Source organism: Desulfogranum marinum, from assembly GCF_963675105.2.
Taxonomy (GTDB): domain Bacteria; phylum Desulfobacterota; class Desulfobulbia; order Desulfobulbales; family Desulfobulbaceae; genus Desulfogranum; species Desulfogranum marinum.
In genome coordinates, this window is the sequence record NZ_CAXXRO010000002.1 from 891,595 (window position 1) to 908,318 (window position 16,724).

The window sequence follows — 16,724 nt, forward strand, 5'->3', positions numbered from 1 at the left end:
TCACTCCCTGTACATGGCCTCCATTGCCGGCGAATACCCGCCGTTTTTTTGGCTATAAATATAAAAAGGCGGAAGCACCTCGCACTGTTCGCCACCATTTTTAACAGCCTCTACCAGTACCAGTCGTGCATTTTGCAAACCTGGATAGGAGTATACAGATTGTATTCTTTTCACGGTAAGACGTTTAGTATACATTGCAGAAATAAGCATTCCTGTGTGTGCTGCGGGATAAACAAAAACAACTTTTTTCCGGTTTTTTACGGCAAAGGCTGCGGCGCGGACAAAGCTCTGTAAATCACCGATAATTTCATGACGGGCAATAGCCACCTCCTCAATCAAATTATGCCGTCCGCCGGCAATCTTCCCGTATGGGGGGTTGCACACTACCAGATCAAACGACTCTGGCCGGCTATACTGCTCTATGTTGCCGACGTTACCGTTGATAGCAGTGAAACGGTCGGTATACCCGTTGCTTCGAACGTTTTCAACCACTAGTTCAATCATGCAAGGCTGCAAGTCGACTGCTGAGATGTTTACGCAAGGGTGCCTATAGGCAAGTATCAGGCCTACCACACCACACCCGCAGCAAAGATCCAGGACACGAACATCACTTTTTTGCAACCGGCAAAAGTGGGCAAGCAGCACGGCATCGACTGAAAATCGATATCCCTGCTCATACTGGTTGCAATGTAACTGCCCTTGAAATAAAGTATCAAAGGTTTTTTTCATCTACTCGCTATCAATATTAATTTCTGGATTCCTATCAGTAATTCATGAAATTTATTCATTATAACTGTTCACCAGTGCTCAAGATGAGCGGATGTCGCGGGGTACTGCGGAACAACTCTTATTTATATTAAAAAGGAAGCATACCATTAAATGGATATTTTTATTAAGACCCATTTTTCCGGAGGACACCATCTACGTGACTATCCAGGAACCTGCGAAAAGCCACACGGTCATAACTGGAAAGTCAAAGTTACCGTGCGCGCCGCAAAACTAGACCATCTTGGCATGGGCATTGATTTCAAAACCCTCAAGGTCCATGTCAATGAAGTCATAGACACTCTTGACCATTGCGACCTTAACGAGCACCCTGCATTTGCAGTTAACAACCCTTCCTCAGAGCACATTGCCACCTATATTTTTAACCAGCTGAGGGAAACTTTGCACACAGAGAGATATAGCCTTTATGCTGTTGAGATTAGTGAAACCGACTCCAGCGGTGTTATTTACTACGGTGACTAATCAGTTCGCAACCACTTCCGTCTCAACAATACTATTCTCACAGCATGGTATTTTCCAAACCACACTTGATGGACTCGTAAAAAATCCATCACACTTAACATTTCGAATTCTACCAGGAAGCCCCGATGCCTGAAATACAATCCTCACAAATAGCTGTTATTGGTCTTGGTTATGTAGGCCTGCCGTTGGCTGTTGAATTCAGCAAAAAAATGCCAACTATCGGTTTTGACCTCAAACAGGAACGAGTAGCAGAACTCAAAAATGGAAAAGACTCTACCAGGGAGGTAAGCTCTGCAGAGCTCAAACAGGCAGGCGCACTCCGGTTCACCTCTTCAGTTGACGACCTCCAAGACTGTAATGTGTTTATCATTGCCGTGCCGACCCCTATTGACAGCAACAAGCGGCCAGACCTTTCACCGCTAGAGGGAGCATCACGCACAGTAGCAAAGGTATTAAAAAAAGGCGATGTGGTTATCTACGAGTCAACGGTTTTCCCGGGTGCGACAGAAGAAGTCTGCATACCTCTGCTCGAGCAACAGGCAGGTTTAATATACAACAAAGACTTTTTTGCAGGATACAGCCCGGAACGTATCAACCCGGGTGACCATGAGCATCGGTTACCGACTATAATGAAGGTCACTTCCGGCTCCACTCCTGAAATTGCCACATTTGTAGACGAGCTGTATGGTGCCATCATCACTGCCGGTACCTTTAAAGCAAGTTCCATAAAGGTTGCAGAAGCGGCAAAGGTTATCGAAAATACCCAGCGGGATGTCAACATCGCTCTGATCAACGAACTGGCGCTCATCTTCAATAAATTGGGAATCGATACCCTTGAAGTACTCAAAGCAGCGGGCACCAAGTGGAATTTCCTTCCTTTCCGTCCAGGTTTGGTTGGTGGACACTGCATTGGGGTAGACCCTTATTATCTCACCCACAAAGCTCAGGAGGTTGGCTATCATCCGGAAATGATCCTGGCTGGTCGACGCCTTAACGATGACATGGGTCGGTACATAGCATCGGAAGTAATTAAACTCATGCTAAAAAAACGGATTCATGTGGCTAATTCCAAAATCTTAATATTAGGGCTTACCTTTAAAGAAAATTGCCCTGATCTGCGCAACACACGGGTAATTGATATTATCGAAGAACTGGAGAGTTACGGTGCCGATGTGGACGTCTACGATCCATGGGCCGATAACCAAGAGGCACGGGACAGGTATAAGGTCTCCATGCTTGAACAATTACCTGATGCCCACTATGACGGGGTTGTCCTTGCAGTTGCCCACCAAGAGTTTAAGGAATTTTCTGCAACAAACCTGAAAAATATTTGCCGTGAGCAGTGTGTCATCTATGACGTTAAACATGCTCTTCCCCAGGAAGTGGTTGACGGAACCCTTTAAAAAAAATTAAAACAATTCCATCTGTGTCCACCCTCGGCTGAAGAAACGCGTTTTCCTTTCTTCGGCCGGGAGACGCATTCTCAGCATGGTGCAAGCACTTCGCACAAAGCGATCGGTCTTTCGTGCAATCTCCTGTTTATTTTCTTGCAACTCTATGCAGCGCATAATAAATGAAACCTTGCCTTACCCTCAATAAACCCCAAACGTCCAGGCATGGAGTCTGGAGGAATATAAGGTGGCGCAATAAAACGGTCGGCCATCAGGCAACAAAAAAACAGACAGAGGCCAGCCGCCACTACCATTCATTGTCACAGTGGCCGCCATATACAGCTGGTCCACATCTGGCCGTTCTTCCCGGTCCACTTTTACACTGACAAACCACCTGTTAAGCAAAGCAGCAATTTCCGAATCAGCAAAAGACTCGCCGGCGGTCACATGACACCAGTGGCAGGTTGAGTATCCTATACTCACAAACAGGGGTCGATCTTTTGCGACGGCAACACGAAGAGCTTCTTCTCCCCATGGAAAACAATCCACTGGGTTGGCAGCATGTTGCAAAAGATAGGGGCTCTTTTCCCGAGCTAACCGATTTTGTTTTCCTGCCAAGCATTACCTCCCTCTCTTCGTCAATCTTAAATACTCACGTGAGAACAACAACAGGATCGAGAAGGACAAGAGCCTGCTCCACGAACTCCTTGTTCAACTCTAGCAACGCCTTATCCTGGTTGACAAGGATATTTATACCACTCTTGATCGCCATATAGCTTTTCAGCGCACTCCTCACAAAGACCGTGACTGAATTTTGTATCGGTATGTTTCGACAAATAGGCTTCAATTTGGTTCCAATAGCCCTCATCATCACGAATTTTCTTACATGCAGCACATATAGGTAACAGGCCACTGAGCGTCTTAACTTTTGAAAAGGCTTGCTTAATTTCCTGGTTTTTTTGGAGCAGTTCCTTGTTTGACAGGGTCAACCTGTCCTGTGCCAGCTTCCTTTCTTCCTCCAATACAACAGCTTTTGAAAAGGCAGCCAGTATATCTTTTTCTATCTGCGAGTAGTTCCTTTTTTTGAGATCAACAACACACAAAGACCCAACGACCTTATTCTCTAAGATGACCGGAAAACCTATATACGATTTAATGCCATACGTTTTTACGTTGGAGTCAAGTTCTTCCCACTTTGTTCCTTCCAAATTTTCGAAAACAATAGGGGATACATTTGTTGCTGATCGCTTCCTGATGGTCATATCATAACAGATATGTCCGGAAGGATTGTCTTCTCTTTTAAAATCTGATGGTCCATTGTATATCGACCAAGTTTTAAGAACACCATCTTCAAGACGATTATACAACGCGACCGCTGAGTGAAGAGCCTTGCAACTTGTTTCTACTATAATATCAATATTTTGCATTGGATCCGGCCCTAGCCTGTGAAAATAATCGTATAAAAAAAGCTGCATGGAAGCAAGAGTCTCTTCGGCCTTCACCCGTCTCATTTTTTCTTGCTCAATTTCAGTGTGCCCCACAGTGCCGTCTTCCATACCCCTGCTCACCTCTTTGATAATATTTTCAGAACCATTCAGCGAATATCTCAAAACTGTCAATCGCCCCCAAAACTCTACCTTTCAGCAGTGCTCCACATGTTCACAAGCTGACCGATTTAACAGGTAAGCCCCGATTTCGATACATCGATATGCCGGACGGGCAGATCATGGAGAGCTGGAGTGTTCCAGAATGGTTACACATTGTATACGAATCCAAGATTATTTAAATAGTTGCGGCAAAATATGTTTGTGTACATGATTTTAAGAGAAAAGCATAAATATCGATAAAACCGGGTCAAATTTTTACTTATCTTGCTGCTGAAAAAAAGTCTGCCGGTAGCGGCATAGCCAATGCTCTATAACAAAGCAAGCTGGAAATACAACAAACACACTCAAAACCATTTTAACACTTTGTAACTCTTGACATAATTCCTCATAAGCGGCATGTTATAAATTCTATATGACCAGCCTAAACTGTTACCTGAATCTGTGGCGGCCCAGGAGCTGAGTATGGTTTATTGTTTGTTATAAAATAACATTCCTGCAAATTACTAAAAAGCTCAGACACACCAAGCCGCCTTACAGGGCGTCAAAAAGCGGCGCACCTGCTATGCCGGCAACGTTTCGACATACTTATACAGTATAATAAACATGTTGCCACCTAGCCTCCGCGCTGCTCCTGCACGCTCACAGATTTAGATTTGAAACATATGAAGTTCCATGGCTGGCTGCTACGTCTAAATGCTCTTTTATTACTCCCAAAGGAGGCCGGCCATGAAACGAATTTGCACGATCATCCTGTTCAACCTGAGCCTTTTCCTCTTCATCACAACTACCAGCAATGCGGCTCCTCCCGTTTCAATGGGAATAGTAACCGGTAGCACTAAAGGTACCTATTATCAGTTTGGGTTGAACATTGCCGAGCTTGTGAAAACAAAAAACATACAGCTCTCCGTTTCTCCCTCAAAAGGTTCGGTGGAGAATGTTTACGCCGTTTTTAAACGTCCCCGAACGCAACTGGGCATTGTCCAGGCTGATGTTCTGGCCTTTGTGTCACGGATAGAGACAGATCCTGTATTGCAGCAGATCGCCAGAAAAATCAAACTGGTATTTCCGCTCTACAATGAAGAGATTCACCTTATCGGCAATAATACGTTAACAGAATTTGCCGACCTGACAGGAAAAAAGGTCGCAATCGGCACTGAAGGAAGCGGCACCTACCTTACTGCCCGCCTCCTTTTTGAAATTTCCGGAGTAACTCCTGGAAAAATCGTTACCATTGGGACCAACGAAGCACTCACACAATTAAAAGCTGGTCAGATAGATGCCATGTTCTATGTGGCTGGATACCCGGTAAAGCTTTTTTCCGATGAAATCAGTGAAAGCGACAACTTGATATTGGTCCCTATTCGAAACGAGGCAATAGGTGAATTTTATCCGGAAACAGATATCCCCGCCGGGACCTATGGCTGGCAACAGCAAACCGTACCAACAAAAGCAGTAAAAGCTGTTTTGGTTTCGTACAATTTTCGTAATAAGAACTGTGTAAATGTTGGCCGGGTAGGACGCTACATTTATGACAATCTAGCATGGCTACAGGAAAACGGTCACCCCAAGTGGAATGCAGTGGATCTGGATTTTCCTCTAAAGGGTTGGGAACAGTATGACTGTGTACAGAAACGACTGGCAGCCAGACCGGCAGCCACCAAGCAAACAGAGACAGTAAATCCGGTTCTGGAAGCAATTAAGGATGTGTTGCAAAATTAGCTATCAGGCGTTCTTTTTTAGCTGGAGTTCTGTTATAATGAATCACTTTTTTATAATTCAAGGCTACTTTGAAAATATGTAGGGCACAAGCGGTGATATATAAATGGACACCGGCTGATCATGTATCTACCATTTTATGATCTCAACAAAGCTCCTTTTCAGAGTTCTTTTGACCCTGCCTTTTTTTGGCAGGGGAAAAAAATTCATAGATTACTCAAGATCCTCAAGTTTGATTTTGAACGGCACACACGAATCAGTTTAGTTACGGGTGATCCTGGCTGCGGTAAAAGCAGCGTTATTCGTGCGGTCCTTGATTCGCTAGATCCATCCGTACTTATTGCTCTGGTTCAGGACTCCCGGCTTTCTGTCCGTGAATTCTATGATTTAACCGGCCACGCCTTACAGCTGCCAGGACCTCTTCCTACCCGAAAAATCTTCCACAAACAAATGCTGGCCCTGCTGCACAAAGCAGAAGAGCAGGAGAAGCATGTCCTATTGGTACTGGATGAGGCCCAGCAGCTTTCTCCGCAATTAATAGAGGAAATAGAAGCAATCATCGCCCTTGCTACTCAAGAGCTTGAAGGCTTGTCCGTCTGCCTGGTTGGCCAACTTGACAATGCCGAGTGTTTAAAAGGTCATCTCCTTACCTTTTTCGAAAAGCATGACATGGTTCTCCACCATCTTCCAGCAATGACCCTGGAAGAGACATCTGACTATATTCGACATCGTCTCCAGGTTGCAGGGAGCACCCGTAAAATTTTTACCGACGATGCTATTCAGGAAATCCACCAACACGCCAACGGGTATCCGGTACAAATCAACAATATATGCGACCTGGCCTTGTTTATGGGCGAAAGCAAACAAACAACGGAAATTGATGCACCGCTTATCCTCGCCAGCGTCGACAAACTCCAATTCCCAACCCGCCGCCGGGGCGACGTACCGAAACTTCGCAAGGGCATCGATACCGCAGGCAAGGATGAAAGCCCAAAAAATACCTCAAAAAACACCAAACCTGTTCAACAGGTAAAAACTGCAGAAAAACAAAGAATTTCTGCCCTGGAAGTTTTTGCCAAAATGGACAAAGACAAAGAAAAGCAACAACCAGAGCCAAAACAATCTATTGCTTTACCTGGACTTGGATTATGCCTGATCCTGGTACTTGGAGTCGGTGTTTATGTGTATTTTAATCAATGGGCAAAGAGACCGGAAGGATTACCCCAGATAAAAGTGGAGCAGCCCCAGGCACAACAAACGGAAAAACCTGTCAGTCAGATGTCTTTAGCCAGCTTGCCTCCTGATCAAGGACGAAGCTCAGCCTCTTCATCTACCACATCGTCAGATCAGGCTGATGACACGCTCCCCATTGCACAGAAAAAAGCTCCCCTTACAAAAACGGATAATCCAGAAAATGTGCTCTTACAGGAGGATTCCCTCACTCCTCAACCAATTCCACTCCTTAAACAAACACAAACTGCTGAAGAAAACGGTGAAGGAGATAAACTGGTTATGCCTCAACTTCAAGACCAAATTGAGGACCTTCTTCAGGAAACGACCAGTGACCTTTTGCAGGAAAAACCGGTCCAATTTGCTACTGAGCAGAAAAAAAGAGAAGAAGTAGTTCTTCTCTCACCCAAAGAAAATATCCCCAAGAATAAACAAGAATTGCCCCTTCCCGAAACGGGCAAAAGGAATCAACACTTGGAACGTTTTCTGGCAGGAGGAGCATTCGTTGATCTCAACAAAAACATCAACAAAGAACAACCAGATTTAAAAGGGGAAATCAAAATGATCCATTCCTCACTCAAGAAACAAAAGGAAATACTCCAGCATGAGCCTGCCCCGGCAGATGTGATCGACTGGCTGATCAAGAAAAAGGAACAAAAGGTCCCCTGACCGGCCATATTATGAGCAAATTTGATACCCTTGCAGCAATAGCAACCAATCTCACTGCCATCTTAAGCGCAGAGGACCGTTACCAGCGCCTGCTCGATGCACTACACATTGCTATCCCTTATGACGCTGCAGCATTATTAAGAATCCAAGACGATACACTGATACCGCTGGCAGCCAAAGGACTAACTCCCGACGCCTTGGGACGCCAATATCAACGCAAACTTCACCCCCGACTCGATATTATCTGCAACTCCAGTGAGCCGGTGCTCTTCTCCAAGGACTCAACTCTGCCCGATCCTTTTGATGGATTAATTGCTCCGGTACCAGAATCAACCCAGCACATACACGCGTGCCTGGGGTGCCCCCTTCATGTTGGGGACAGACTTGTTGGCGTGCTGACCGCCGACGCCCTCGACCCTGGCGCCTTTGACCATCTTCCCCAAAAATTTCTAAAAGTTATCGGTTTGATGGCAGGCGCACAAATGCAGACAGCTGACCTGCTTATAGCCCTGGAAAAGAAGGCCGAACGCCAAGGACAGATAGCCACCGATTTAATGCAGGATGCTCTCGCCCAGCAGGGTACGGAGATTCTTGGCACCAGTAGGGTTATTGAGCAACTTCGGCAAGAGATAAGCTTGGTAGCCAAATCTGATTTTACCATACTCATTTTAGGCGAAACAGGAGTGGGTAAAGAACTTGTGGCCAGAGCTCTTCACACTCAATCCCTGCGCAGGGAAAAGCCCTTATTATATCTCAACTGTGCGGCTTTGACTGACTCGCTGGCCGAAAGCGAGCTTTTTGGTCATGTTAAAGGGGCTTTTACAGGGGCCACCCATACCCGTACCGGAAAATTTGAGCTTGCCGACGGAGGCACCCTGTTTCTGGACGAAATCGGTGAACTCTCACTTGAAAACCAGGCCAAGATATTACGCGTCATCCAAGAAGGCGAAACTCAACCAGTTGGATCCGAAAAAATGGCGCATGTGGATGTGCGGCTGCTTGCAGCAACCAATAGAAACCTGGAAAATGAGGTCGCAGCGGGTAGGTTCAGGGCAGACCTCTATCACCGCCTCAATGTCTACCCCATCAAAGTACCACCGCTCAGAGAACGAAAAGAAGATGTAGCCGTGCTGGGAGGATATTTTGCAGAACGGTCCATGGCTCGATTAGGGCTGAAAAGAGTTCGAATAGGTGAAGACGCACTGCAGTTGCTCCTCCGCTACAACTGGCCAGGCAATGTCCGCGAACTGGAAAACATTATCTCCAGGTCGATATTAAAGGCATCAGCAGGCGTAGATCATCACGACATGATCACCATGCGTCCGCAACACTTAACTGCAGACCTGGGAACAACAATCTATACAAACCCTGCTCAAGCAGAAGAGCCTTCTTCAAAGATTATCGGCAAAATCTCATTGCGTGAAGAGCTGAAAGCACTGCAAATTCGGCTCATCAAATCCGCCCTGGACAAAAACAATGGAAATTGGTCTGCCGCTGCCCGTGACTTGGACATGAACAGGAGCAATCTGCATAACCTGGCAACCCGGCTTGGGCTTCGCAAAAAACAAAAAGACTGAGAGCGCAGCGAACCAGCTCACCATCAAAACTGTTTTCCAGTAACCATTCAGCGAAGATCTAACAACAGTCAATCTACCCCTAACTATAACTGTTCAGCAGGTAAGCCACGACTTCGACACATAGGAATGCCGGCCGAGCAGCTCGTGGAGAGTTGGGATACGGCCTTCATACTCTCGGAGCCTTTTCCAACAGCCAATGCGTCGATAAAACTTTCACCAGCACACTGTTTACATCCCATGACCGATGCTTAAAATGTAACATATGTAATATAATATGTTTTTTATACGCAGATGGCTGCCGAGGAGGGATTTTCCAAAATGAACAAATGGAGACAGGCCATTTTACAGCGTATTGTCCACCGTATCCTGTTTTTTATCCTTGCACTACTCTGCCTAAGCATGCCTGTAACTGCTCAAACCACTAACAGGGTGCTGGTCCTGGAAGTAAAAGGAGTGATCGGGCCTGCGCTCGCCGAGTATATTCAAAAAGGTTTAACAACAGCCCATCAACAACAGGCAAAAGCCGTTGTTCTCCGCATAGACACGCCTGGCGGCTTGGACACCTCCATGCGAGAAATTATCAAAGGCATTCTAGCTTCTCCGGTTCCGGTTATCTCATTTGTCGCCCCTGAAGGTTCCAGGGCCGCCAGCGCAGGAACCTACATTCTCTACGCCAGTCACATCGCGGCAATGGCACCGGCAACCAACCTTGGAGCCGCCACCCCTGTAAATTTCGGCAGGCTTCCTACCCCCGCACTTCCATCAGAAGAGGACGACCCAGAACAACAAAAAACTAACAAGGAATCGTTACCGGACACGTTGCAGAAAAAAATGATCAATGATGCCGAAGCATATATCAAGGCCCTGGCAGATAAACGCGGACGCAACAGTGAGTGGGCGGCAAAAGCTGTCACCAAAGGTGAAAGTTTGGTTGCAAAAGAGGCCTTGCGTTTAAAAGTGATAGATATCGTAGCCAACAACCTTAACGACCTGCTCACACAAATAGACGGCAGAAAAGTAAACACGGTATCCGGTGCACAGATCCTGGAAACCAAAATGGCAACCCTTGAGTTCCAGCAGCCTGACTGGCGCACTCGTCTTTTGATGATGCTCACTGACCCTAATGTTGCCTACATCGTTCTCCTGCTCGGTATCTATGGGCTGATTTTTGAAATGGCAAATCCCGGATATATTTTACCAGGCGTTATCGGAGCAATATCAGTAGTCATTGCCTTGTACACCTTTCAGATTATGCCCGTTAATTATGCAGGATTATTGTTGCTCATTATTGGTATGGCTTTCATGGTGGCCGAAGCGTTTGTCCCTAGTTTCGGTGCCTTAGGAATAGGAGGCATTATCGCCTTTGTTATTGGCTCAATCATTCTTATGGATGAGCCTGCTTTTAAAATATCCATCCCCATAATCAGTGCAACTGCCTTTACGTCGGCCGGGCTCCTTATTCTGTTAGCGGGGAAACTAATAACCATTCGCCGCAGGAAAATAATTACCGGCAGTGAGCAAATGCTTGCCAGTCTTGGCCACGCCATGGAAGATTTTGATACTGAAGGTCGCATTTGGATTCACGGCGAATCTTGGCGGGGTCGCTGCTCCAAGCCGGTTAAACAAGGTCAAACAGTCAAGGTTACCGCCCGAAACGGGCTTATACTGGAACTTGAATGCGTTGAGGAGGAAAAAAATGATTGATACTGCTTATTCCCTTCCCATTGTTGTTTCCCTTTTTCTTTTGCTTAGTCTTTTGGCCATCTCCATCAAGGTTGTCCGGGAATACCAGCGGCTGGTTGTTTTTTTCCTGGGTCGCTTTCAAACGGTGAAAAAACCAGGGCTTCGTCTTATCATTCCTGGCATTCAACAGGCTGTTCGGGTTGACTTGCGTGTAATCACCATGGATGTGCCCAGCCAGGATGTTATTTCCAAAGACAACGTAACCGTACGGGTCAACGCGGTGCTGTACTTCAGAGTCGTCGAACCGGAAAAAGCGATTATCCAGGTGGAAGATTATTTTAACGCAACCAGTCAACTGGCCCAAACTACGCTCCGGTCCGTCCTGGGGCAACATGAATTGGACGAGATGTTGTCTGAACGGGAAAAGATGAACGCCGACCTTCAGGAAATAATTGACAAGCAATCAGATGCATGGGGTATCAAGGTGACCAATGTGGAAATCAAGCATGTGGACCTTAACGACAACATGATCCGCGCCATCGCCAAACAGGCTGAGGCGGAACGTGAAAGGCGAGCAAAAGTCATTCATGCTGAAGGAGAACTGCAGGCCTCGGAAAAATTACTGGCAGCCGCCAACATTATCTCCCGCAATCCTCAGGCCTTGCAGCTGCGATATTTGCAGACTTTAAATGATATCTCCAATGAAAATGCATCAACTATTATTTTTCCCCTGCCCATTGATTTGATCAGTTCAATTTTTGATAAAAAAACAGAATTTTCGGCAACTAAAGACTGATAACTTGAACTGTCCTTACTGCACCTGCTAAAATAGAAATGGTGGCAGGGCTGAAAAAATACTTGGCGAACGTTGCGGACCGATGCATGTTTCCCAAGTATGCGTAACAAAAGGACTCCTGCAATCACCATCGAAAAAACGACCTGACGTGCAAAAGTTCAACCCTTACACTGTGAGAGCTTATGAAAATACGCACCGTTACCCAGGAAGAAGCTTACCACCACTGCAATCCTGATGATTTCCCTTTTGAAACCACAGCAGAAATAAAAGAACTTATAAGTTACATTGGCCAGGAACGTGCTTTAGAGGCTGTCGAATTTGCTATATCCATGCCTTCACGGGGCTTCAATTTGTTCGTTGTCGGTCCGGAAGGTTCTGGGCGCCACAGTGTAGTTCAATCTTTTATCCACAAACAGGCAAAAAACAAAACCACCCCCAGTGACTGGTGCTACGTCTATAATTTCGAGAGTGCCCACCAACCCCTGGTTCTTGAATTCCCTCCCCAACAGGGCCCAGTTTTTAAAAAGGAAATGTCCGAGCTTATCGAAGCGGTTAAAACCACCCTACCCACCATTTTCGAAGGAGACGATTACCGTATCAGAATAAAAGCTCTGGGCGAACAACTGCAGCAAAAAGTGGACAAACTCTATGAAGGACTGATAAACAAAGGCAAAGAGCAGTCCATTGCCGTTATCAGAAATGACCAGGGTATGATGTTTTCTCCCATGGACGAGAAGGGAGAACCCATGGATCTGGAATCGTTTAAAAAACTGCCCGAATCAACCAAAAAAGAATTTGAAAAAAAAATAGAGAATCTACATGGCACACTGCACAAGACCGTACATGAAGTCAACAAGGTCAATCGCGAAGCAAAGGAGCAGCAGAAAAAGTTAAAAGAAGAAACCGCCGGTCTTTCTATCGGCCAACTCATTCACGCTTTGTTGAACAAATATGCTGATCACGAAAAAGTGATAGCATATCTCAAGTCTATCACTGCTCAGCTTGTTGAACATGTGGATGATTTCCTCCAAGATGCAGATGGTCACCAAAATCCTTTTCTCTCTCTCAAGCCTGGCCCTCCGACGTTCAATCAATATGGAGTCAATGTCCTTGTCAGTCAGACAGAGGCTGGAGCTCCTGTTATTTATGAAGACATGCCAACCTACCAGAACGTCCATGGCCGTATTGAACACCAAGCGCAAATGGGTATGCTGACCACCAACTTTTCCCTAATCCGGCCAGGCGCTCTGCATCGTGCCAATGGTGGTTACATCATTATCGATGCCAGGAGACTTCTCATGCAGCCTTTCGCCTATGAGGGGTTGAAACGAACCCTGCGGTCCCGACAGATAAGGATAGAACCGGTCGAGCGTCTTTTTGGTCTGGTGAGCACGGTCTCCCTAGAGCCGGAACCGGTACCGCTCGAAGTCAAGGTGGTGCTTATTGGCGAACCCATGATCTATTATCTGCTGCAGGCTCATGATCCGGAGTTTAACACCCTGTTTAAAGTGCAGGCAGATTTTGAATACGACATGGAACGTAATGCAGCCAGTCAACAACAATATGCAGCGTTGATTGGTACCCTCGCCGGGGAAAAAAATCTGCTGCCCCTGCATAAAACTGCGGTTGCCCGAGTAACCGAAGAGGCAGCGCGTCATGCCGGTGATTCCAGTAAACTTTCATTGCATATTCGCAAAATAGCTGACCTTATTAAAGAGGCTGATTACCTGGCTCGTAAAACGGACAAACACCATATCGATAGCCAGGATATAGAAATGGCCCTGAAAGCTTCCGAACGGAGAGGCGGGAGAATCGGTGACCGCATTTTTTCATCCATTGAAGAAAACATCCGTCATATAGATACCAGTGGCAAAAAAATTGGCCAGGTGAACGGCTTGTCTGTGGTTGGGATCGGTGACAATATGTTCGGCTTTCCAACCCGTATCACCGCTGTAACCAGGCCGGGAAAAGGCAATATAGTTGATATTGAACGTGAGGTGGAACTGGCTGGCCCTATTCATTCTAAGGGAGTGATGATCCTTGGCGGATTTTTAAACTCCCGTTATGCCCGTAACATTCCACTGGGCCTACAGGCCAGCTTGGTCTTTGAACAATCTTATGGAGGAGTTGAAGGCGACAGTGCCTCGTGCGGCGAACTGTGTGCCCTGCTCTCTTCGCTCGCTGGAGTTCCAATACGCCAGGACATAGCTATCACCGGTTCAGTGAGTCAATTAGGAGAAATCCAGCCGGTGGGTGGGGTCAATGAAAAGATTGAAGGTTTTTTCGATATCTGCAAAGCGCGTGGATTAACCGGCTCGGAAGGCGTAATTATTCCGGAAACCAATGTCCGCCATCTCATGCTCAAAAAAGAAGTGGTTGAGGCCGTTGGTAAGCAACAATTTTCTATTTACCTTGTCACAAAGGTAGACGAGGCCATAGCATTGCTCACCGGTCTGGAGGCCGGTGAACCCAGCGAAGACGGCTACCCGAAAGATTCCATTAACAGCAGAGTAGAGGCTACCCTGCTCCGCTTTGCGCAAGACCTGAGGGCATTTAATAAGGGGAAAAGCATACAGCAAGATTCAGAATCATGATTTTATTATAACAGCAATGTAACTTGGTCTATAACGGTATAATTTTTCTTACTTATGAGATGTAACCGCTCTCAGGTAAGTCATATTTGGACTAGCGCGGTTTGCCGCAGGTGAACGAAGACTCTGATAGTCTACCTATGCGGGAAACCGTGACCGTCCGAAGAGGCAAGAGACCAACGTGAGAATCTGCGGAGAGCCTGAGCGTTACACAGCAGCAACCAAGGCAGAGTCACCACTGACCCTGCCATGCTCTCGATGCGATCTACCCTTCTAAAACTCGATTGCATACGCATCGGTACAGCAAGCAGGCCAGCCTTTATTGCTGTCAAATTGAATCCCGTCTCGGAAACTGCGACAGTTTCCCAAGATTCTCCAGCTAATAGTTGAGCGGCAGGCAATATTGCCTCACAAATTCCATCTATTTTGGGTCGAGGCACCAGAATCATCGTTTGGATTGACATGCACTCCCACCACCGTAAGGCCACAAAAGGTATCGACAAGAAACAAGTAAGACAAATTCAAAATTTGATTTTGACCGCTGTTTACCTCTTTACTATGACCTCCAACCGACAAGCGCCTTTAATCTCTGTGGTGAAGTGAAAAATGTCACAAAAAATATAGCCTTGACCCAATACCATGTTTACTGTTGCGCTATCTGCTACTTTGGGAACAAGAAAGCCCACAGCATACATGTTAAATAATATCGGTAAGCTAAATAACAATAACCCTTATATGACATTTACATATGAACGTACACGAAGCTCTTCTCGCCCGTAAATCTACCCGGGCTTTTCTTGATAAAAAGGTGAGTAAAGAAAAAATAGTACAAATTCTCCAATCTGCCCGTCATGCTCCCTCCGGCACCAATGCCCAGCCTTGGCAGGTAGCCGTGGTCACAGGACAGAAAAAAACGGAACTCACCACAGCCATGGAGAATGCATTTAAGGAGGGAAGCGACGCCGAAATGGATTATCAGTATTATCCGCTTGAATGGCACGACCCCTATAAAAAAAGGCGCGTTTCGTGTGGTGCGCAACTCTACGATGCCCTGAATATAAAACGGCAGGATAAAGTCGCCCGCCTTACCCAATGGGCTGCAAATTACCAGGCATTTGGTGCACCTGTGATTCTTTTTTTCTTTCTGGATCCGGTTATGAAAAAAGGTTCTTTTCTTGATTACGGCATGTTCATCCAGTCTATTATGCTGGCAGCCGTTGAAGAAGGCCTTGCGACTTGCGCTCAAGCCGCATTGGGCCAATTTCCGAAATTAGTGAAAACATCACTGGGATATGACCAAGAAACGATTCTTATTGGTGGAATGGCTCTTGGATACGAGAATAAAGAAGCGCCGGTCAATAATTACAGAACACCGCGCGAAGAGGTTGAGGTGTTTACCCGTTTTTTTGACGAATAACAGGACCAGCAAACACATAATGATGATCCAACATTCTTCCTAATCGCATTGTGTGTTTGTTGCTGTTAATCTTTCGAAAAAAGAAGCTATTCATAACTCTATTTTAACGGCTGTAATAACAATCCCATACCCACGCTCCTCTTTTCTACAAATTTCTCCGCCAAACTCAGGAATGATGCAATCCATTTTTTCTGCCATATATGGGACACAGAGAAAGGTAAACAGCTCGCCTACATGCATTTTGCCCAGACGTGCCCGCACGTCATCAAAGCCCCATCAACAGTCTTTTCTATAATCTATATCTATCCGAACACGTTTTCTCATAATTTTACCGATAGAGAGTCTATTGAATGGATGAACTTTCCGGCTGAAATCAGTATAATCACCCCTTTGGACAACAAGCTGGTTACAATCTCACTTTTTATGCCCTGATAGTATGAATAATATAGACCTACCTCATTACAAAAAAGTCCTTCTCCAAAAGCAAAAAGATATCCTTGCCATGCAGCAAACAGCAAACGATTCAACCCGCCCGGTTGATCTTGATCAATCCAGTGTCGGCAGACTGTCAAGGATGGATGCGATGCAGTCTCAGGCCATGGCACTGGAAAACAAACGCCGTCGGGAAATTGAACTCACCCGTATTGATGCGGCCCTTGAGCGGATAGAAGAAGGAGAATACGGTTACTGTGCTGCCTGTGATGAAGAAATTGCCCAACGTCGCTTAAATCTTGATCCGGCAAATCCCTTTTGTGTACAGTGTGCTTCCAAAATGTAACAACAAGCAGCTGCACAATCC

General features: G+C 46.0%; 14 protein-coding genes. 10 read left to right on the plus strand and 4 right to left on the minus strand.

All coding sequences use genetic code 11. The features are described from left to right. Positions 1-729, minus strand: a complete 729-nt coding sequence (locus tag ACHZCY_RS04785; protein WP_319548024.1) for a tRNA1(Val) (adenine(37)-N6)-methyltransferase — start codon at positions 727-729, stop codon at positions 1-3. Positions 730-879: 150 nt separating this feature from the next. On the opposite strand from ACHZCY_RS04785, the gene queD reads away from it, so the two are divergent. Continuing rightward, positions 880-1,248, plus strand: a complete 369-nt coding sequence (gene queD / locus ACHZCY_RS04790) for a 6-carboxytetrahydropterin synthase QueD (RefSeq protein WP_205224962.1) — start codon at positions 880-882, stop codon at positions 1,246-1,248. A gap of 125 nt (positions 1,249-1,373) precedes the next feature. After that, positions 1,374-2,651 (plus strand): Vi polysaccharide biosynthesis UDP-N-acetylglucosamine C-6 dehydrogenase TviB, encoded by a 1,278-nt coding sequence (gene tviB / locus ACHZCY_RS04795; RefSeq protein ID WP_319548025.1) that lies wholly within the window; start codon positions 1,374-1,376, stop codon positions 2,649-2,651. Positions 2,652-2,840: 189 nt separating this feature from the next. Here tviB and ACHZCY_RS04800 read toward each other — a convergent pair whose 3' ends face one another. Together ACHZCY_RS04800 and ACHZCY_RS04805 are read right to left on the minus strand one after the other, a co-directional pair. Further along, positions 2,841-3,257 carry a DUF255 domain-containing protein gene (locus tag ACHZCY_RS04800; protein ID WP_232371264.1) on the minus strand — a complete coding sequence of 139 codons (417 nt, stop codon included), beginning with the start codon at positions 3,255-3,257 and terminating at the stop codon, positions 2,841-2,843. 110 nt (positions 3,258-3,367) lie between these two features. After that, entirely contained in the window at positions 3,368-4,195 is an 828-nt protein-coding gene (locus ACHZCY_RS04805; protein ID WP_319548026.1) for a GAF domain-containing protein, read from the minus strand. A gap of 777 nt (positions 4,196-4,972) precedes the next feature. Here ACHZCY_RS04805 and ACHZCY_RS04810 point away from each other — a divergent pair. From ACHZCY_RS04810 to ACHZCY_RS04835, 6 genes are all read left to right on the plus strand, one after another. After that, positions 4,973-5,965, plus strand: a complete 993-nt coding sequence (locus ACHZCY_RS04810; protein WP_319548027.1) for a TAXI family TRAP transporter solute-binding subunit — start codon at positions 4,973-4,975, stop codon at positions 5,963-5,965. A gap of 120 nt (positions 5,966-6,085) precedes the next feature. Next, positions 6,086-7,861 (plus strand): ExeA family protein, encoded by a 1,776-nt coding sequence (locus ACHZCY_RS04815; RefSeq protein WP_319548028.1) that lies wholly within the window; start codon positions 6,086-6,088, stop codon positions 7,859-7,861. Between the two features lie 11 nt (positions 7,862-7,872). Beyond that, entirely contained in the window at positions 7,873-9,438 is a 1,566-nt protein-coding gene (gene norR, locus ACHZCY_RS04820; RefSeq protein WP_205224893.1) for a nitric oxide reductase transcriptional regulator NorR, read from the plus strand. Positions 9,439-9,756: 318 nt separating this feature from the next. After that, on the plus strand, positions 9,757-11,142 hold the full coding sequence (locus ACHZCY_RS04825) for an NfeD family protein (RefSeq protein WP_319548029.1): 1,386 nt from the start codon (positions 9,757-9,759) through the stop codon (positions 11,140-11,142). Beyond that, positions 11,135-11,917 carry a slipin family protein gene (locus tag ACHZCY_RS04830; RefSeq protein ID WP_319548030.1) on the plus strand — a complete coding sequence of 261 codons (783 nt, stop codon included), beginning with the start codon at positions 11,135-11,137 and terminating at the stop codon, positions 11,915-11,917. The genes ACHZCY_RS04825 and ACHZCY_RS04830 overlap by 8 nt, the downstream gene beginning before the upstream one ends. 182 nt (positions 11,918-12,099) lie before the next feature. Further along, positions 12,100-14,511, plus strand: a complete 2,412-nt coding sequence (locus ACHZCY_RS04835; RefSeq protein ID WP_319548031.1) for a Lon protease family protein — start codon at positions 12,100-12,102, stop codon at positions 14,509-14,511. Between the two features lie 131 nt (positions 14,512-14,642). Here the strand turns inward: ACHZCY_RS04835 and ACHZCY_RS04840 are convergent, their stop codons facing one another. After that, positions 14,643-14,972, minus strand: coding sequence for a hypothetical protein (locus tag ACHZCY_RS04840; RefSeq protein WP_319548032.1), 330 nt, complete (start codon positions 14,970-14,972; stop codon positions 14,643-14,645). 284 nt (positions 14,973-15,256) lie between these two features. On the opposite strand from ACHZCY_RS04840, the gene ACHZCY_RS04845 reads away from it, so the two are divergent. Further along, on the plus strand, positions 15,257-15,925 hold the full coding sequence (locus ACHZCY_RS04845) for a nitroreductase (RefSeq protein WP_319548033.1): 669 nt from the start codon (positions 15,257-15,259) through the stop codon (positions 15,923-15,925). A 436-nt stretch (positions 15,926-16,361) separates the two neighbouring features. Then, positions 16,362-16,703 carry a TraR/DksA family transcriptional regulator gene (locus ACHZCY_RS04850; RefSeq protein WP_205222341.1) on the plus strand — a complete coding sequence of 114 codons (342 nt, stop codon included), beginning with the start codon at positions 16,362-16,364 and terminating at the stop codon, positions 16,701-16,703. Positions 16,704-16,724 lie beyond the last annotated feature (21 nt).